Here is an 18,012-nt window from a genome sequence, read left to right as displayed (position 1 = left end):
GGCGGCATCTGCTGCTGCCTTGATTAAAAATAATTGACTACTAAATTTATTCAGAACTATGTATATCGATGAAATATTTGTGTTATTATTTTGTTGAAAAATGAAAAATATTGCGAAATAGTGGAGGGGCGTGTGGGGAACAAGCGAACGAATCATTCCGTTTACGATCGGGAGAACGGCGTTATCTTTGGCTCCCTGACCGCGGGCACCGACTTGATGGAGGGCATCATCGCCGAATACGCCAAGTACGATGTCGCGTCCGGCATGCTGACCGGCATCGGCTCGCTTGGCAGGGCCACGTACGTGTACGGTGTGGACGGGCCGGATGGGCGGCCGGGTTACAGCGATCCGGTCACGGTAGACGGGCCGATTGAGATTCTCAATGCGACAGGCTTTCTATGCCGGAACGATGAGCAGGCGATCGACATGCACCTGCATGGTTTATTTGTAAACAAGCAGGGACAGGTTTTTGGCGGCCACGTGTTGCCCGGGAAAAATCCGGTGCTGATTACCGTCGAATTTACGATCAAGGTAGGGAATTCTGTCGAAGCGGTTCGCTCCTTCCATCCGGAGCTGGGATTTTCCGTCATCACCTTTAAGCAGGGAGGGTAGTGGTTGGAAACATTAGGGAGTATTGCCAAAAAAACATGCAGACAGTTTTCTGCTCAGACTGCCGTTGCGGAAGGGGAGCGCTGCTTTACCTACGCCGAACTGCGGGACCGCTCTTTTCGCCTGGCAAAAGCACTGCATGACAAGGGACTGAAAAAAGGAGACCGGGTTGCGATCCTGATGTCCAACCGCATCGAACACGTAGAGCTGGACATCGCGATCGCGCTGGCCGGGCTTGTCAAGGTTCCGCTCAACTACCGGCTGCACGCTAAGGAGCACGAGTACATCCTGGAACACTCGGGGGCAAGCCTGTTGATCGGGGAGGAGCACCTGATGCAAAACGTAGCGGGACCGCTTCCCAGGGTAACGGTAGGCGGAGCATACGAGAGCTGGCTTGCCGCTTCCGAAAGCGCAGAGCCGGACACGGCCGTTGACGAGGATGACCTGTACGCCATCATGTACACATCCGGTACGACGGGCAGGCCAAAAGGCGTGATGCTGTCTCACCGAAACTTCATTTCCGGCGCCTTGTCCCTGGCGATGGCGTGCAATCTGACGCACGACGACGTCATCGGCCACGTCGCCCCGCTGACCCACGGGAGCAACTTCCTGGCACAGTGCGCCCTTCTTTTGGGACTAAAGCAAGTGGTGTTCAACAAGTTCGAACCGGAGCAGTTTTTGGAGGCGATCGAAACCGAGCGGATCACCACGGTCTTTCTGGTGCCGACGATGGTCAACCTGATGATCCACGACAAGAGCTTCGCCCGGCGGGACCTGCGTTCGCTCAGGACGATCAATATGGCAGGAGCGCCGATGGCGGCGGAGAAGGTCAAGCTGGCCCTGGAGCTGCTCGGTCCCAAGATCGTCGAGACCTACGGCCAGGTGGAGGCGCCGATGACGATCACGGTCATGCCTCGCCACGAGCTGCAGCACCGTCCGGCTTCCTGCGGCGCCGCCGGTTCGTTTGTCGAGCTGAGAATCGTCGACGACGAAGGGAGCGAGGTTCCGGCCGGTCAGGTGGGCGAGATTGTCTGCCGGGGCTCGCTGGTCATGCAAGGGTACTGGAACAATCCGGAGGCGACAGCCGAGACGCTGAAAGACGGCTGGCTGCACACCGGCGACCTGGGCTGGGTGGACGAGGCAGGGTACCTGCACATCGTCGACAGGAAAAAAGACGTGATCATCAGCGGCGGTGCCAATATCTATCCCCGGGAAGTGGAAGAGGTGTTGAATCTTCACCCCGCGGTCAAAGAAACCTGTGTGTTCGGCGTTCCAGACGAAAAGTGGGGCGAAACCGTCTGCGCCCACGTCGTCCTTCGCGATGGACAAGCCGTAGAGGAACAGGAATTGATCGAATTGTGCAAAAGCCATCTGGCCAGCTTTAAGAAGCCGCAGCGAATTCACATCGTGGACTCCTTGCCAAAAAGCACGTACGGCAAGATCTTGCGCAAGGAGATTCGCGAAGCGTACGGGAGGAATGCCTGATGAGAACGGTTTCAGTGACAGGAGTAGGCATGACGCCGTTCGGCAAGCACGAGACTTCGGTCAAATCGCTGGCGGTCGCCGCTTGCCGGGATGCGCTCGCTGATGCCGGACAGCCGAAGATCGACGCCGTCTACGTCGGCAACTTCATGGGCGGCCAGCTTGCCGGACAGGAAATCCTCGGGTCGATGCTGGTGAGTGAGCTTGGTCTCGGGCCGGTCCCGGCGGCCAAAATGGAGGGGGCCTGCGCTTCGGGCGGCATCGCCTTTCGCCAAGCTTACCACATGGTGGCTGCCGGTCTCTACGATACGGTGCTGGTCGTCGGCGTAGAAAAAATGACCCATGCCGCCACCAGCCAGGTGACCCATGCAATCAACGCCGCGATGGACAACGATTCCAACGAAGGCGTATCGGGCCTGACGTTTCCCGGATTTTTCGGCGTTGTGGCCAACCGCTACATGTACGAAACCGGAGCGGAGAAAAAGCATCTGGCCATGGTGGCGCAAAAAAACCGGAATTACGCCGTGAACAATCCGAAGGCCCAGTTCCGCAAGCCAGCTTCGCTCGACGAGATCATGCAGGCGCGGATGGTGACCGATCCCTTGGGGCTGTTCGACTGTTCGCCGATCTCCGACGGAGCCGCTGCCGTCGTCATCACCGCGGGTGACAAGGGCATAAACGTGCTGGCTTCCGCCCAGGCCTCCGGTCCGCCGCTGATGCAGGAGATTCCCGACCTGCTGCGCATCGGAGCGATCGAGGAAGCGGGGCGGCAGGCGTACGAGCAGGCCGGACTTGGGCCAGAAGACGTGGATGTGGTGGAAATTCACGACTGCTTCTCGATGACGGAGATACTGGCGACGGAAGCGCTCGGCTTTTGCGCCAAGGGCACCGGCTGGCAGGCGGTGGAGCAGGGCTTGACCGGCCACGGCGGAAAAGTGCCGGTCAACACGAGCGGCGGCCTGCTGTCGCGCGGGCATCCGATCGGCGCCACCGGGCTGTCGCAAATCGTGCAAATCGTCAGCCAATTGCGGGGCAGCGCCCCCAACCAGGTGGAGCGGGCCCGAATCGGTCTGGCGCAAAACCTCGGCGGAACGGGCGCTTTTGCAACCGTTCACATCTTTGCCGGGAAGGGAGGGCTGGCATGAACATTTCCGTGTTGTCCTGCGAAAAGTGCAGCGCAGCCTTTATCCCGCCCAAGTACATCTGTCCCGTCTGCCGGCATGATCGCCTGACGCTAAAACCAGCCAGCGGGAGCGGCACGGTCTATTCCTACACCACGATCCACATCGCACCGGAGAAGTTTGCCGATCAGGCGCCTTACCATATCGTCCTGGTTGATCTGGACCAGGGGTTACGGGTGACGGGCCGCTTGACTGGCGGTACGCCCCGCATCGGGCAAAGGGTAGAATGCAGCCGGGTGGATGAATCCGTTTACTGGTTTGACCCGGCGGGACAGTGAGGCGTGTTTGTCACTGCAGTGAAAAACAGATATTCATTTGAATGGAAGAGACGAGGGGGACTCATAAAAGTGAAAAAACATTGGAACGCATTGGCCGCATTTGTCTTGAGCGCGGCGCTGATCGCCGGCTGCGGCGGAGGAAAATCCGAACAGGCCTCCGGCGGTGAGTCGTCCGGCGCCAAGGACGAAAAAATCAAACTGAAGATGAGCGTGACCACCAGCGAAACCTCTACCTGGTACAAGGGCGCACAGATGTGGGCGGACAAGGTAAAGGAAAAGACGAACGGGCGGGTGGAGATTAAGATCTACGCCAACGAACAGCTGTCCAACGGCAACCAGCCGAAGGGCATCGAGCTTTTGCAAAACGGTTCCACCGATGCATCGCTTCACTCCACGATTATCTACTCCGGTCTGGACGAGAAGTTTTCCGTGATCAGCATGCCTTGGCTGTTCACTGATGAAAGCGTTGCCGACAAAGCGCTGGCAGGCACCGGAGGGGAAAAGCTGTCCGAGCTGCTGCGGGAAAAAGGCGTAGAGCCGCTCGCTTTCGGCGAAAACGGATTTCGGCAGATCACCAACAGCAAACGGCCGATCACCAGTCCGGATGACATGGCAGGCATGAAAATTCGCGTGCCCAACATGAAGATGTACATCGATCTGTACAAGGCGCTCGGTGCCGACCCGACATCGATGAGCTTCTCCGAGGTTTTTACGGCCCTGCAGCAGGGAACGATCGACGGCCAGGAAAATCCGATGCCTGTGATCATGAGCTCCAAGCTGTACGAGGTGCAAAAGTACGTGTCCCTGTGGAATTATTCGTACGATCCGTTGGTACTTGGGGTAAACAAGAAAAAGTTTGACTCCCTCGACAAGGAAACCCAGGACATCATGAGAGAAGCCGCTGTCGAGGCGATGGAATACCAGCGCAAGATCAACCGCGAAGAAAACGCCCAGATGGTAAAGGAACTGGAAGCCAAAGGCGTAACGGTGACCACGCTGACGCCGGAACAGGTAAAGGCTTTTCAGGACAAGGTTGCGCCGATCTATGATCAGTACACCGACACCATCGGCAAAGACTTGATTGACGCTTTCCGCGGCGCAAACTAATTTGGCGGCCCCGGCTTTTGCTGGGGCAGCTTTGTTCAGGAGGTGAACACCCGTGAAGTGGCTGAACAGATTGGAAGAAATCGTCCTGGTCATCGCGTTGTCGGCGATGGCAGTCATCGCCTTCGCCAACGTCATATCGCGTTACTTTTTGCACGCTTCGCTCTCGTTTACGGAAGAATTGACAACGAATTTATTCGTCTATGCCATTTTTATCGGAGCCTCGCTGCTGGCACGGGAAAACGGCCACCTCGGCTTTTCACTGCTGACTGACCTGGTCCCGGTTCCGTTGAAAAAAACCATCCTGAGCCTGGTCGCCCTGCTCACGCTGCTGTTCTTTGCCATCCTGTTGTGGTACGGAGTAGAGATGGTCATGCAGCAGGTCGAATACGGGGCCAAAACCTCTGCCTTGGGCATACCGGAATGGATCATGGGCTCGTCGATCCCGCTGGGGGCGTTGATCTGCCTGTTTCGCTTTACGGAAGGCTTCTGGAAGGAATACAGACGGCTTGGGGGGGATGAGAAGTGAGCACAGAGGTATGGTTATTCGGCTCTTTTTTTCTCCTGCTCTTCCTGAACATGCCGATCGCGATTGCACTCGGCTTGTCGGCCGTAAGCACGATGCTGATCTTCGATTTGCCGATGCAGTCGATTCCGTCGCTGTTTTACTCCTCGACGGCAAAATTTACTTTGCTGGCCATCCCGTTTTTCTTTTTGGCCGGGATTATCATGGAACGCGCCGGCATCTCGGGACGGCTGATTAACCTGGCAAAGACGCTGACTGGCCATTACACCGGCGGACTGGCGATCGTCTCCGTCGTCTCCGCCTGTTTTTTTGCGGCGATATCCGGTTCCGGACCGGCGACGATGGCGGCGGTAGGTTCGATCCTGATCCCGGCGATGGCCAACTCTGGCTACCGCAAAGACATGGCGGCCGGCCTCTTGGCGACTGCCGGGGGCATCGGGATCATCATCCCGCCGAGCATTGCCTTCGTCGTGTACGGCGTGGTGGCGGAGGTTTCCATCGGCAAGCTGTTTATCGCCGGGATTATCCCCGGTCTCTTGGTGGGCCTCACGCTCGCGGTCACCAGCTACTTCATCGCGAAGCGGGACAAGATTCCCAAGATGCCGAAAGCGACTGGCAGGGAAATCGGCAAGGCTTTTCGGGAGGCCCTCTGGGGCTTGGCCGCTCCGGTGGTCATCCTCGGCGGTATTTACAGCGGGGTGTTCACCCCCACGGAATCAGCCGTTGTCGCCGTTTTTTACAGCTTGTTCGTCGGGCTCTTCATCTACAGAACGATCAAGTGGAAGGAGTTGAGCGGCATCCTGCTCCAATCCGGAAAAACTACCGCGATGATCATGCTGATCGTGGCTTCCGCTTCGGTGTTCGCCTGGCTGATCACCGTGGAAGGGATCGCTGAAGACGTTGCCGACAGCCTGCTTGGCCTGGTACAGAGCAAGTACGCCATGCTGTTTATGATCAATGTCATCTTGCTGCTCGCGGGGATGTTCGTCGACGCGATCTCCGCCTACTACATTTTCCTGCCGATTTTCCTGCCGATTCTGGCCGCGCTCCAGATCGATCCGGTTCATTTCGGCGTCGTGATGACAATGAATCTGGCGATCGGGTTGGTGACGCCTCCTGTGGGACTTGACTTGTACGCCGCCTGCGGCCTGGCCAAAATCAGCCTGAAGGAAATCTCCCTCGGCGTGATACCGTTTATCCTGGCTTCACTCGTCGCTTTATTTATTGTCACCTACATTCCTTCCGTGGCCCTTTGGCTGCCCAACATACTCGGCATGTGAGCGGACGAGGCTGTCTTCAAAGACAGTCTCGTTTTTTTTAGCCCGCATAATCTTGTTTTGAGGGCTCCGCCTGACTGCCTTCCGCTTCTTTTCCCGCCTTTTTGGTTCGCTTGCTGCGGGCATTTTTCAGGCTTTGCTGCTCAAAATAGGAACTGATCCTCGCCAATGTAAAGGTCAGAATGACAGAGAAGACGACGACTCCGTAAAATCCCGCACCGATGCCGATCCCTACCCCTCCGGCAAAAAAGATCATCGCAGCCGATGTCAACCCTTTCACCTGCAAGCCGTCCTTGATGATGACGCCTGCTCCCAAAAAGCCCAGCCCGGTGACGATTTGGGCAGCGAGGCGCATGGGATCCATCATCGTTCCGCTATCGGGAGCAGCCAGCATTTTTGCCGTATAGATGGAAACCAAGGTGATCAACGTGCAAGCGACCGAAACGTACGTGTACGTTTTCAGGCCGGCCGGTTTATTGCGAAAGGAGCGGTCCCAACCGATAAACAGCCCCAGCAGGGCACTGACCAATATCCTGATATACATCTCCAGATTCCAGAATTCTGTCACAGTCGTATTCCCTCCTATTGACATCAGGGTATTTCAATGCGCCGAAGATGTGAAATATGATGAATAAGCAAGAAGTTATTTAATTAAAAATATTTGCAATCTTTACTCAATTAATTATATAATAGTCCCAACCCACTAAAAATCAATGAAAAAAACAGAAAAACATAAAAAACATGTGGAATTCATAATGAGTTAACATCTGTTTAACAGTCGGTCATTAGTATTTTTGTTAAAGTGAGACGCCAAGAGAGGGAGGGCTGCCTGAGACAAATCATGAGCGGTAAAGCTGCAGATACATGATATGGAAGAGGGGGATTGCCTGTATGAGAAAGTGGTTTCATGTTGCCTTTATCCCGATTTTGCTCTTATCACTCGTCGTTCTGACTGCTTGCGGCGGATCCAAGGATGCCGCCGGGTCGAGTGGTGGAAAATCGAATGAATTAACGGTCTATACGGCATTGGAAGACGATCAGTTGAAAGCGTATCTCGACTCCTTCAAAAAGTCTTACCCGGATATCAAGGTCAACCTGGTCAGAGACTCCACAGGTGTGATCACCGCAAAGCTCTTGGCGGAAAAAGATAATCCGCAGGCAGACCTGGTTTGGGGAACATCCGCCTCCAGTCTGCTGGTGGCAGACCACCTGGGGATGCTGGAGCCGTATGATCCGAAAGGAATCGAACGCGTCAGCCCCGAGTTTCGGGACTCCCAAAGTCCGGCCCATTGGGTGGGAATCGATGTGTACGAGACCGCCTTTGTCGTCAATACAGTCGAACTTCAGAAGCGTAATCTGCCGGTTCCGCAGTCGTATGAAGATCTGATCAAGCCGGAGTACAAAGGATTGATCGTCATGCCCAATCCTTCCTCTTCGGGAACCGGATTTTTGACGATCAACGCCTTTTTCCAGCTGTTTGGCGAACAAGGTGCCTGGGATTACATGAGCAAACTGCATGAGAACATCGGGTTGTACACCCACTCCGGTTCCAAACCGGCCAAGATGGCGGCAGCCGGCGAGTACCCGATCGGGATCACGTTTGGTTACCGCGGCGTCACCGAAAAGAAAAAAGGGGCTCCGCTTGAAGTCGTCTTCCCGAAGGAAGGCTCGGGCTGGGACCCGGAAGCCAACGCGCTGGTCAAGAAAAAAGAGATCAAGCCAGAAGCAAAAGTATTCCTGGACTGGGCGATTTCTGACGATGCGATGAAGGAGTACAACAAGAACTTCGCGATTATCACCGTGTCTTCCGTCAGCGAACCATACCCGGAGGAATACCCGAAAGAACCGCTGAAACAGTTAATCAAAAACGATCTGAACAAAGCAGCCAAGGAGCGCGAACAATGGTTGGCCGAGTGGGATAAGCGCTTTAGCACCAAGAGCGAACCGAAGAGCTGACCACGCCGATCAAAGCAGGTTGGAGAAAGGAGGAGTTTATGGATCAGGCCTACCTCTCAATACAGGGAATCAGCAAGTCATTTGGCAAGTTTACGGCGCTGAACCAGATTGATATCGACATCCAAAAAAATGAGTTTGTCTGCTTGCTCGGGCCAAGCGGATGCGGAAAGACGACGCTGCTGCGAATCATTGCCGGGCTGGAGCGGCCAAAAACGGGACGAATTCTCGTCAATGGGAAGGATATCACCGGTTTGCCTCCGGCCAAGAGAAACTTCGGCATGATGTTTCAGTCCTATGCGCTGTTTCCCAATCTTACCGCGGCTCAAAATATTGCTTACGGATTGAAATCAAGGAAGCTTTCCAAAAAAGAGATAGAAGAAAAAGTGGGAGAAGTACTGGCGCTGATCGACCTGGAACATATCAAAGAGAAGTATCCGGCACAGCTGTCCGGGGGGCAGCAGCAGCGAATCGCTCTAGCCAGGGCGATCGCTCTGTCGCCCGATTTCCTGCTGCTCGATGAGCCCTTGTCGGCCTTGGACGCGAAGGTTCGCTTGAAACTGCGGCGGGAGATTCGCAGTCTGCACGAAAAAATCGGGATCACGACGATCATGGTGACGCATGACCAGGATGAAGCGCTGACCATGGCCGACAAGATTGTCGTCATGAACAACGCCGAGGTGGTGCAAATCGGCGGGCCGGAGGAGGTGTATGAGAGGCCTAACAGTCCGTTTGTCGCCGATTTTATCGGTTCGATCAACTTTTTTGAACCAGCTCACTTTGCCGGGTTCACGCCCGAGCGAAAAGGACTTTTGGCGATCCGCCCGGAGAACGTCCACGTGTTGGAGTACGATTCCGATGTCGGAATGAAGGCAGTAGTGGAAGATATGGAATTCCGCGGCTCTTTCTACCGCCTTTTGCTGCAGCTCTCCACGGAAAAGACCGAGCCGCCGGGCCAGTACATCATGATTGACATGCCAGTTCACCAGGTGCACCGGTTGAAGCTGCAGAAGCACAAGGTGCTGTCGCTCGAACTGCCGTTGGAGAGGTTGATCACCTTTGACCAGGCAGCGGACCTCAAAGTGAGCGGGGAGTGATGCTTATGATTTCGACAAGAACCGCAGTCCGCCAGCAGGCGGGCAGGGACCAGTGGATCCAGCGAATCCTGATCGGCGTCATGGTCGTCGTGCTGTTTGTGAGCGTGCTGCTCCCGCTTGTCGTTCTCTATGAAAAAGTCTTCCTGGACAATGAAGGAAACTACGTCGGGCTGGCTAACCTTGCGAAGTACTTCACGACTCCAGCCCTCTTTCAGTCCTTTACCAATACGATGTTCGTCTCGGCGGTGACGACGGCCATTTCGGTCACGCTGGCTTTCCTGTACGCCTATGCCTTGACCCGGACGGCCATCCCTGGCAAAGCTTTTTTCCGCTACGCGGCGATGCTGCCGCTGTTCGCTCCGACGATGATGCATGCTATCGCCCTGCAGTACCTGTTTGGCAATCAGGGGTTGGTGACCACCGGATTCTTCGGGAGTTTGGCCGGATTTGACATCCACCTGTACGGACCGGTGGGAATAATCATCTCCGAAGTGATCTACACCTTTCCGCAGGCGTTCCTGGTGTTGTCGGTGTCGCTTGCCTTTGCCGATTACAATCTGTACGAGGCGGCGGATACGCTCGGGGCGGGCAAAGCGAGGAAGTTTTTCACCGTCACGCTGCCCAATATCAAGTACGGTCTGGTGAGCGCCCTCTTCGTCTGCTTTACCCTGAGCTTTACGGACTTCGGCGCGCCGAAAGTGGTGGGCGGCCAGTACAACGTGCTCGCCACCGATGTATACAAACACGTCATCGGCCAGCAGAACATGACGATGGGAGCGACGGTCGGCTTGATCCTGATCATCCCCGCGATTCTCGCGTTCATCGTCGATCGGATCGTCGAGCGAAAGCAGAGCGCTTCGATTACTGCCAAGTCGACGCCCTACAAGATCGTCCGGCAAGGGTGGCGGGACTCGCTGTACCTCGCTTACTGCCTGCTGATCACGGTGTTGATTTTCGTCCTGCTGCTGACAGTTTTATTTGCCGCTCTGGTGAAGGTATGGCCGTACGATTTGACGCTTTCTCTGACGCATTTTGATTTTTCCAAAGTGGCCGGAGAGGGAATGCAGCCATTCTGGAACAGTTTGCTGGTCTCCTTTTACTCTGCAGTCATCGGAACGATCATCACCTTCGTCAATGCGTACTTAATCGAAAAAACGCGGTTTATGAAAGGGCTGCGCCAAATCGGGTACTTCCTGTCCATTTTGCCGCTTGCCCTGCCGGGGCTGGTAATCGGTCTGGCGTTTATCTTCTTCTTCAACAACCCTGACAACCCGCTCAACTGGATGTACGGCACAGTTGCCATCATCGTCCTGGCCAATGTGGTTCACTTCTACTCGGTGCCGTTTATTTCGTCCACCTCGGCGCTGAAAAAGCTGGACAAGGAGTTTGATCTTGCTTCGGAATCGATGGGTGTGCCGTTTTACAAGACGTTTTTCCGGGTGACAGTGCCTATGTCGCTGCCGGCCATCCTGGAAAACGCCGTCTACTTCTTCATCAATTCGATGGTGACGATCTCGGCTGTCGTCTTTTTGTACTCGGCCGATTTCAAGCTGGCATCGGTAACCATCGTCAACATGGATGACGCCGGGGATGTTGCGCCCGCGGCTGCCATGTCCGTGCTGATCGTCTTGACCAACATCATCATTCGCATCGTCTATGAGCTGACGACCAAGGGACTCAGGCGGCGGACGGAAGCATGGCAAAAAAGATAGGAGGGAATTAGCGAGAACATGATTCAAGCTGTGATTATGGATTGGGCCGGAACAGCAGTCGACTACGGATGTTTTGCCCCGCTGGACGTGTTTATCGAGGTGTTCAAAAAGCGGGGAATTGCGGTAACCCATGAGGAAGCGCGGGAGCCGATGGGAATGCAGAAGCGGGACCACATCAAGGCGATGTGCAGTATGGAGCGCATCGCCAGCCTCTGGCAGGAGAAGTACGGCAGGCTGCCGACGGAAAAGGACATCGACGCCCTGTACGCCGATTTCGAGCCGATGCTGTTTTCTATTTTGCGCAACTACTGTACGCCGATCCCGGGGGCGATCGAACTGGTGGAGCGGCTCCGGCAGGCCGGGCTGAAGGTCGGCTCGACTACAGGGTACACGGCCAAGATGATGTCGATCGTGACCGCCGAAGCGAAAAAACAGGGGTACGCACCAGACCTGCTGGTGCCCCCTGACGATGTCCCGGCGGGGCGTCCGTATCCGTGGATGATCTACCAGAATGCCATGGCGCTGGGCGTTTACCCGATGAAACACATCATCAAGGTGGGCGATACGCTGAGCGATATCAAGGAGGGCGTCAACGCCGGAGTCTGGACCGTTGGGGTGATCAAGGGCGGCAGCGAGCTGGGTATGAGCGAACGCGAGGTGAAAGAATGCGACCCGGATGTCCTGGCCGACAAAATGGATGCCGTGGCCAGACGCTTTAAAGCCGCCGGAGCCGATTACGTGATCGGGACGATCGGCGAGCTGGACCAGTTGATTCCGAAGATTAATCTTCGACTAACCCAAAAGGAGAGATGACTTGTGGAAGCGACTCGTTTGCAAGGAGAAAGACCGGTAGATCCAAGCCTTCTTCCCGACAATCCGTACCTGCTCTTGACCCCGGGGCCGCTCAGCACTACCAAGGGCGTCAAGGCGGCGATGCTGCGGGATTGGTGCACGTGGGATGACGACTACAACGGATTGGTGCAGGACATTCGCAGGCGGCTCGTCGGACTATCCGGTGAACAAACAGCCGGCTATACTTCCGTTTTGATGCAGGGAAGCGGCAGCTTTTCGGTCGAATCTGTGATCGGGACGGTTGTACCGCCTGACGGCAAGCTGGTAGTGCTCACCAATGGGGCCTATGGCAACAGGATCGTGCAGATGGCTCGGGTGCTGCAGATCGACGCCAAAGTGATCGATTTTGGCGAAGTAGAGCAGGCACAAGCTGAACCGTTGGAACGACTGCTCAAAGACGATCCGGCGATCACCCATGTTGTCGTGGTTCACTGCGAGACGACGACGGGAATGCTCAACCCCATCGAGGAAGTGGGCAAAGTGGCGAAAGAGTATGGCAAAATCTTTATCGTCGATGCGATGAGCAGCTTTGGCGGAGTGAAGCTCGACCTGGCGGCCCTGCAAATCGACTTTTTGATCAGCAGCGCCAACAAGTGCATCCAAGGTGTCCCCGGATTTGGTTTTGTCCTGGCGAAGGAAGACGAACTGCAAAAGTGCAAAGGCCGCGCCCGCTCGCTCTCGCTCGACCTGTACGACCAATGGGCGACGATGGAACAGCATAACGGCAAGTGGCGCTACACCTCGCCTACCCATGTCGTCCGCGCGTTTTATCAAGCTTTGCTGGAACTGGAAGCGGAAGGCGGAGTGGAAAAGCGCTCGCAGCGCTATAGGGAAAACCAGCGGACATTGGTCCACGGGATGGAACCAATCGGCTTTACAGCTCTCCTGCCACGTGAATATCAATCGCCGATCATCACTTCTTTCTACTATCCCGACAGCCCGACATTTACTTTTGGCGAATTCTACGACCGGCTGAAACGGGAGGGATTTGTCATCTACCCGGGAAAAATATCGGCCGCTGATACCTTCCGAGTGGGAAATATCGGCGATATCTATCCCGCAGACATGGTCCGGCTGGTCCAGGCAATTGAACGAAACATCTTCTGGTAACTATTTTTTTGCTCCGAATCACAACAAAAAACAATGAAAAAAATGGTTGAAGAGTGGGTTATATAAGGTTTTCTTGCCACTATACGGATCATTCGGGGAGGTAGCGGAGAGATGAAGGTATTCTGTTTGGGCGGTGCCGGCAACATCTGCCGGGAAGCGGTCCTCGACCTGGTGCAGCACTCCCGATTTGAACGGATCACCATCGGGGATTTTAATGAAGAAGAAGGGATGAAGGTTGTCCAATGGCTGAATGATCCGCGGGTGGATTTCGTGAAGGTGAACGTGAGGGATCATGAAGCTACGGTCAACCAGATGCGGGGCTACGATATCGTCATGGACGGTACAACGATCACGCTAAACGGGCTTTCTACGGCATGCATCGCCGAAGCTGGCTGCCACGGGGTCAACCTGAACGGCTTTGGCGAGGAACGGGCGGCAGACGAAGTGTTTCAAAGAAACGGCAAAACATGTCTGCCGGGGTTTGGCATGACGCCCGGGGTGACCCAGATGATGGCGATGCATGCCGCCAATCAACTGGACACGGTCGACACGGTGAGGGTGAGCCACGGTTCGTACCGGCCGATCGCCTTTTCCAAGTCGATTGCCGAGACGACGACCTATGAGTACGATCCCGAGCTCCCGGGCCGAGTCGTCTACGAAAACGGCCAGTTCGTTCAGGTGCCGCCGTTTGCCAGACCGCGCGAAATCCAGCTTCCCGAGCCGTATGGAAAGACGGTCCAGTACATCATTCCCCATGCCGAGACCGTGACGCTGGCGAAGGCGCTCGCCGGCAAGGGCGTGAAGCTGATCGAAACGCGCGGGACCTGGCCGCCGGCCAACATGCAGCTAGTGAAGGCGCTGTACGATTACGGCTTTATGCGCAACGACAAAATTCAGGTTGGCGGGCAGGAAGTCGGGATTCTTGATTGCATTGCCCAGTATCTTTATAATTCAAAAGAGGGCAAGGAGACAGAGTTGTACGGCTATTCACTGCATGTAGAAGTGACGGGAGAGCGGGACGGCCGTAAGGTGCAGCATACCTTGACGCATACCCATCCGGCTTCGGACGGTTCTGCCCCAGGCTGGGCCGGACTCAGGGCGTATACGCGCAACGTGGGAATCCCGTTTGCGATCGCCGCGCAGCTCATTGCCGACGGAGCGGTTAAGGCGACAGGGGTGATCAATCCCGAAGAGGCTTTCGATCCGTCGGATATCTTTGCGGAGCTTAGAAAACGGGGCATTTTCGTTCACGAAGAGATCACATGCCTTGAATAACCGGGAGAATCAGAGCGCTTGCCGCAGGAGGGGTATGCCATGTCATTGGTTGGAGAAGAGCGGAAAGAAATCATCCTGGATATGCTGAACCTCGCCGGCAAAGTGAGGACGAATGAACTTACCCAGCGGCTGCAAGTCTCTGCCGAAACGATCAGAAGGTACCTGGAAGAGTTGGAAAATGAACAAAAATTGAAAAGGGTGTACGGCGGAGCCATCAAGATCACTTATGACCGGGAAGAGCCTACTCATTTAAAACGGGAGATCACCCGCGCGGAAGAGAAGAAACGAATCGGCAGAGCCGCGGCCAACCTGGTTCAGGATAATGATGTCATCGTCATCGACGACGGGACGACAACCCTGCACATGATCGAATACCTGGTCAACAAGATCAATCTGACCGTCATTACCTGTTCGGTGCCGGTCTTGTCCCTGCTGATGGAGTACCAGAACAAGGGACTCTTCTCCGGAGAGATTTACTTCGTCGGAGGCAAGGTACAGTCCAAGTATTTTCGCGTCGCAGGTTCTCTGGCGGAAAAGATGGTGTCGGGCTTTTACATGGATAAGGCATTCATCGCGGCAGACGGCATCCTGATGCGCAAAGGGATCACCAGCTACAACCTGGAGCGGTCGCTGCTCGTCCAGAAGTACATCGAAAATGCCAACGTCAGCATCGTCATGGCCGATCAGTCGAAAATCGGCATTCATACTCCGTACAAGATTGCCGATATGAAAGACATTGACATGATCATCAGCGACGAAGCGCCGCCGAGGGAGTGGACGGCCGAACTGGAGGCAAAAGACATCAACTGGATCGTAGCGGATTGAGCATGATCACCTGTTCGATCCCCTGCGTTTTGATCGGGCCCAAGGCTTCGCCGACGGAACTGGCGGAGCCGGGCCGCACTTTCTAGGATTCTCTTTTTTCAGCTTATAATTTTAGATAATTCACAATCATATGAATATAAAGTAAAATAGATGTCATAGAGTGCCTTGAAAAGAGGTGGTATAGGTGACAGAAAGACCGATACGGGCAGTTCCGCTGGCGACGCGAATGATTCCCAATGTGGATGCCGGGCTGGCAGAAAAGCTGAATCTGCCTCGGCATATCCGCAGTCTGGGACTTTTGACTTCCACGATTGACGACGTCGGGTATACGGCACTGGATGAAGCGACCAAGAAAGCGGCGGTGGAAGTGGTGTACGCCAAGTCGTTTTACGCTGGAGCGGCCCACGCCTCGGGGCCGTTGTCGGGAGAATTTATCGGGATCATTGGGGGTGCGACCCCGTCTGAAGTGATCAGCGGGATGGATGCCGCGATTGACTTGATGGAGCGGGGAGCCTGTTTTTACGCGCTGGACGATGAAGGTACCCATGCGTACTACGCCCATGTCGTTTCGCGCACCGGTTCTTACCTTTCCCAGCTGGCCGGGATTCCCGAGGGAGAACCCTTGGCTTACCTGATCGCACCCCCGCTGGAGGCTGTCTACGGCTTGGATGCTGCACTGAAAGCAGCCGATGTGACCATCCGGCAGTTTTACGGTCCGCCGACGGAGACGAATTTTGGCGGCGGCCTTCTGACCGGCAGCCAATCGGCCTGTACGGCGGCCGCGCAAGCTTTTGCCGAGGCCGTCAGAGGCATTGCCCGGCAGCCGCTAAAACGCTGAGAGGGGGAGCTAGGTAGTGAACCATGGCGATGCGTTGGGAATGATCGAGACCTGGGGATTTCCCGCACTTGTCGCTGCAGCCGATGCGGCAGCCAAAGCTGCCGATGTCAGAATTGTCACATATCAGGGGGCTGACGCAGGGATTGTGACGATCTACATCATCGGCGATGTCGCCTCTGTCCAAGCAGCGGTGGCGGCAGGCGAAGCGGAAGCGAGAAGAGTCGGGCAATTGCGCAGTTCACATGTAATCGCCCGGCCGGACGGCAGCGTTCCGCAGATGATCCAGGGAATCGTAAAGAAGGAGAAAAAGCAGGCGGCCAAACAGACAAAAGTGGAAAAAGCTCCAGGCGGGAAAAAGGAACCGGACAAACATCAGCCCGAAGAAGAGCAGGAGAGAGGTGACGATCAATCGTGATGATCGATACTGATTTGGCCTCCGTCCAGGAGGTGAGGGACTGCCTCGCGTTGGCAAAGACGGCGCAAAAGGTTCTGCAGCAAATGACGCAGAGCCAGATCGACCAAATCGTGCAAAGCATGGCCAACGCCGCCAGAGAGGAAGCAAAGCGGTTGGCAGTCATGGCTGTAGAAGAGACCGGCTTCGGCAAAGTCGCCGACAAACTGACGAAAAATCTGTTCGCGGCAAACGATATCTACCAGGCGATCAAAGCGCGGAAGACGGTCGGAATCATTTCGCGGGACGAAGCCAACCGGGTGTGGGAAGTGGCCCAACCGGTAGGGATTGTCGCCGGTATCGTTCCCTCGACCAACCCGACCTCCACGACGATTTTTAAAGCGCTGATCGCCGTGAAGGCGGGGAATGCGATCGTCTTCAGTCCCCATCCGGCGGCAGCGAAGTGCACTCTAGAAACGGCCCGGCTGATGCAGGAGGCGGCAGAGCGGGCGGGTGGGCCGGCTGGTCTGATCTCCTGTATCGCGCAGCCGACGATGGCCGCAGTGCAGGAGCTGATGACGCATAAAATGACCGATGTAATCCTGGCGACAGGCGGTACGGCGATGGTCAAGGCGGCCTACAGCTCGGGCAAACCGGCATTCGGCGTCGGCCCGGGGAACGTTCCGGTCTACCTGCACGAAAGCGCCGACGTGCCAACGGCGGTGGGGCACATCGTCGCGAGCAAGACGTTTGACAACGGGACCATCTGTTCATCCGAGCAGGCGATCGTCGTCGATCAATCCATCAAGCGAAAGGTCATCGCCGAGTTAAAGCAGCAGGGGGCCTACTTCCTCGACGACCACGAAAAAAAACAAACCGCTGCGGTGATCATGGCGGGTGGAGGACTGAACGCGCAGATCGTCGGCAAATCCCCGCAGGCGATCGCGGAGATGGCCGGCATTCTCGTACCCGATGATGCGAGGCTGCTGATCGCCGAGGAGACGGGCATCGGCAAAGCCTATCCCTTTTCCATCGAAAAACTGTCGCCGATCCTCGCACTGTACACGGCGGGTGACTGGCAAGAGGCAAGCGACATCTGCCACAGACTGCTGGAGCTGGGGGGATTGGGGCACACCATCGGGATCCACTGTCAGGATCTGCAGGTGGTGGAGGCGTTCTGCATCGACAAGCCGGCTTCGCGGATCATCGTCAATTCGGGAACGACATTTGGCGCGATCGGCGCGACGACGGGGATTCAGCCTTCGATGACGCTCGGCTGCGGCTCCTTCGGAAACAACATTACCTCGGACAACATCGGCCCTGAGCATCTGTTTAATGTAAAACGGGTAGCCTTTGGCATTCGCGAGATGAAACAGAAGGAGGTGGTCCCTGAGGCAAAAGCCCAGCCGAATTCGGCAGCAGGCCAGATGACCGTCAGCAGGGAAGAAGTCATGGAGATCATCAAAAGCGTATTGGCGGAAATGAAGCTGTAACAGGGTACC

18 protein-coding genes are annotated in these 18,012 nt (G+C 55.7%); 17 read left to right on the top strand and 1 reads right to left on the bottom strand.

Going from position 1 to position 18,012, the window contains the following annotated elements:
- Positions 1 to 132: 132 nt before the first annotated feature.
- The 7 genes from ACI7RC_RS16085 to ACI7RC_RS16055 all read left to right on the top strand — a co-directional run bounded on the left by ACI7RC_RS16085 (position 133) and on the right by ACI7RC_RS16055 (position 6,460).
- Positions 133 to 612 carry a PPC domain-containing DNA-binding protein gene (locus ACI7RC_RS16085; protein WP_408109246.1) on the top strand — a complete coding sequence of 160 codons (480 nt, stop codon included), beginning with the start codon at positions 133 to 135 and terminating at the stop codon, positions 610 to 612.
- 3 nt (positions 613 to 615) lie between these two features.
- Positions 616 to 2,094 carry a class I adenylate-forming enzyme family protein gene (locus ACI7RC_RS16080; protein WP_408109245.1) on the top strand — a complete coding sequence of 493 codons (1,479 nt, stop codon included), beginning with the start codon at positions 616 to 618 and terminating at the stop codon, positions 2,092 to 2,094.
- Positions 2,094 to 3,236 carry a thiolase C-terminal domain-containing protein gene (locus ACI7RC_RS16075; RefSeq protein WP_408109244.1) on the top strand — a complete coding sequence of 381 codons (1,143 nt, stop codon included), beginning with the start codon at positions 2,094 to 2,096 and terminating at the stop codon, positions 3,234 to 3,236. The genes ACI7RC_RS16080 and ACI7RC_RS16075 overlap by 1 nt, the downstream gene beginning before the upstream one ends.
- Positions 3,233 to 3,550, top strand: a complete 318-nt coding sequence (locus ACI7RC_RS16070) for a Zn-ribbon domain-containing OB-fold protein (protein WP_408109243.1) — start codon at positions 3,233 to 3,235, stop codon at positions 3,548 to 3,550. The genes ACI7RC_RS16075 and ACI7RC_RS16070 overlap by 4 nt, the downstream gene beginning before the upstream one ends.
- A 69-nt stretch (positions 3,551 to 3,619) precedes the next feature.
- The gene (locus ACI7RC_RS16065) at positions 3,620 to 4,657 is read left to right on the top strand and encodes a DctP family TRAP transporter solute-binding subunit (protein ID WP_408109242.1); all 1,038 of its coding nucleotides are present in this window, start codon (positions 3,620 to 3,622) and stop codon (positions 4,655 to 4,657) included.
- A gap of 52 nt (positions 4,658 to 4,709) precedes the next feature.
- Positions 4,710 to 5,183, top strand: coding sequence for a TRAP transporter small permease (locus ACI7RC_RS16060; RefSeq protein ID WP_408109241.1), 474 nt, complete (start codon positions 4,710 to 4,712; stop codon positions 5,181 to 5,183).
- Entirely contained in the window at positions 5,180 to 6,460 is a 1,281-nt protein-coding gene (locus ACI7RC_RS16055; protein WP_408109240.1) for a TRAP transporter large permease, read from the top strand. The genes ACI7RC_RS16060 and ACI7RC_RS16055 overlap by 4 nt, the downstream gene beginning before the upstream one ends.
- A 37-nt stretch (positions 6,461 to 6,497) precedes the next feature.
- On the opposite strand, the gene ACI7RC_RS16050 is transcribed toward ACI7RC_RS16055, so the two are convergent.
- A complete protein-coding gene (locus ACI7RC_RS16050; RefSeq protein WP_408109301.1) occupies positions 6,498 to 7,001 on the bottom strand; it encodes an MgtC/SapB family protein in 504 nt (167 codons plus the stop codon).
- Between the two features lie 347 nt (positions 7,002 to 7,348).
- Here ACI7RC_RS16050 and ACI7RC_RS16045 point away from each other — a divergent pair, with 347 nt between their 5' ends.
- The 10 genes from ACI7RC_RS16045 (at position 7,349) to ACI7RC_RS16000 (ending at position 18,003) form a co-directional block, all read left to right on the top strand.
- On the top strand, positions 7,349 to 8,413 hold the full coding sequence (locus ACI7RC_RS16045; protein WP_408109239.1) for a putative 2-aminoethylphosphonate ABC transporter substrate-binding protein: 1,065 nt from the start codon (positions 7,349 to 7,351) through the stop codon (positions 8,411 to 8,413).
- A 38-nt stretch (positions 8,414 to 8,451) separates the two neighbouring features.
- Positions 8,452 to 9,507, top strand: coding sequence for a putative 2-aminoethylphosphonate ABC transporter ATP-binding protein (locus ACI7RC_RS16040; RefSeq protein ID WP_408109238.1), 1,056 nt, complete (start codon positions 8,452 to 8,454; stop codon positions 9,505 to 9,507).
- Positions 9,508 to 9,512: 5 nt separating this feature from the next.
- A complete protein-coding gene (locus tag ACI7RC_RS16035; protein WP_408109237.1) occupies positions 9,513 to 11,219 on the top strand; it encodes a putative 2-aminoethylphosphonate ABC transporter permease subunit in 1,707 nt (568 codons plus the stop codon).
- A gap of 18 nt (positions 11,220 to 11,237) precedes the next feature.
- Positions 11,238 to 12,032 carry a phosphonoacetaldehyde hydrolase gene (phnX, locus tag ACI7RC_RS16030; RefSeq protein ID WP_408109236.1) on the top strand — a complete coding sequence of 265 codons (795 nt, stop codon included), beginning with the start codon at positions 11,238 to 11,240 and terminating at the stop codon, positions 12,030 to 12,032.
- Between the two features lie 3 nt (positions 12,033 to 12,035).
- Positions 12,036 to 13,181 carry a 2-aminoethylphosphonate--pyruvate transaminase gene (gene phnW, locus ACI7RC_RS16025; protein ID WP_408109235.1) on the top strand — a complete coding sequence of 382 codons (1,146 nt, stop codon included), beginning with the start codon at positions 12,036 to 12,038 and terminating at the stop codon, positions 13,179 to 13,181.
- A 111-nt stretch (positions 13,182 to 13,292) separates the two neighbouring features.
- The gene (locus ACI7RC_RS16020; protein WP_408109234.1) at positions 13,293 to 14,456 is read left to right on the top strand and encodes a saccharopine dehydrogenase family protein; all 1,164 of its coding nucleotides are present in this window, start codon (positions 13,293 to 13,295) and stop codon (positions 14,454 to 14,456) included.
- A gap of 39 nt (positions 14,457 to 14,495) precedes the next feature.
- A complete protein-coding gene (locus ACI7RC_RS16015; RefSeq protein ID WP_408109233.1) occupies positions 14,496 to 15,281 on the top strand; it encodes a DeoR/GlpR family DNA-binding transcription regulator in 786 nt (261 codons plus the stop codon).
- 184 nt (positions 15,282 to 15,465) lie between these two features.
- Positions 15,466 to 16,119, top strand: a complete 654-nt coding sequence (eutL, locus tag ACI7RC_RS16010; protein WP_408109232.1) for an ethanolamine utilization microcompartment protein EutL — start codon at positions 15,466 to 15,468, stop codon at positions 16,117 to 16,119.
- A 16-nt stretch (positions 16,120 to 16,135) separates the two neighbouring features.
- Positions 16,136 to 16,534: a BMC domain-containing protein gene (locus ACI7RC_RS16005; RefSeq protein WP_408109231.1), complete on the top strand. Its 399-nt coding sequence runs from the start codon at positions 16,136 to 16,138 to the stop codon at positions 16,532 to 16,534.
- Complete coding sequence (locus ACI7RC_RS16000) at positions 16,531 to 18,003, top strand: acetaldehyde dehydrogenase (acetylating) (RefSeq protein ID WP_408109230.1); 1,473 nt, start codon at positions 16,531 to 16,533, stop codon at positions 18,001 to 18,003. The genes ACI7RC_RS16005 and ACI7RC_RS16000 overlap by 4 nt, the downstream gene beginning before the upstream one ends.
- The last annotated feature ends 9 nt before the right edge of the window (positions 18,004 to 18,012 follow it).

It is taken from the genome of Brevibacillus sp. B_LB10_24 (genome assembly GCF_046036945.1).
Classification (GTDB): domain Bacteria; phylum Bacillota; class Bacilli; order Brevibacillales; family Brevibacillaceae; genus Brevibacillus_C.
Note: the sequence above shows the minus strand (reverse complement) of the source record. Positions and strands in the feature narration are given on the sequence as shown.

Excerpts from the sequence above, each read along its gene's own strand:
- ACI7RC_RS16075 (WP_408109244.1), top strand. The coding sequence starts at position 2,094 with ATGAGAACGGTTTCAGTGACAGGAGTAGGCATGACGCCGTTCGGCAAG.
- ACI7RC_RS16070 (WP_408109243.1), top strand. The coding sequence starts at position 3,233 with ATGAACATTTCCGTGTTGTCCTGCGAAAAGTGCAGCGCAGCCTTTATC.
- ACI7RC_RS16050 (WP_408109301.1), bottom strand. The coding sequence starts at position 7,001 with ATGTATATCAGGATATTGGTCAGTGCCCTGCTGGGGCTGTTTATCGGT.
- ACI7RC_RS16045 (WP_408109239.1), top strand. The coding sequence starts at position 7,349 with ATGAGAAAGTGGTTTCATGTTGCCTTTATCCCGATTTTGCTCTTATCA.
- ACI7RC_RS16040 (WP_408109238.1), top strand. The coding sequence starts at position 8,452 with ATGGATCAGGCCTACCTCTCAATACAGGGAATCAGCAAGTCATTTGGC.
- ACI7RC_RS16035 (WP_408109237.1), top strand. The coding sequence starts at position 9,513 with ATGATTTCGACAAGAACCGCAGTCCGCCAGCAGGCGGGCAGGGACCAG.
- phnX (WP_408109236.1), top strand. The coding sequence starts at position 11,238 with ATGATTCAAGCTGTGATTATGGATTGGGCCGGAACAGCAGTCGACTAC.
- ACI7RC_RS16020 (WP_408109234.1), top strand. The coding sequence starts at position 13,293 with ATGAAGGTATTCTGTTTGGGCGGTGCCGGCAACATCTGCCGGGAAGCG.
- ACI7RC_RS16015 (WP_408109233.1), top strand. The coding sequence starts at position 14,496 with ATGTCATTGGTTGGAGAAGAGCGGAAAGAAATCATCCTGGATATGCTG.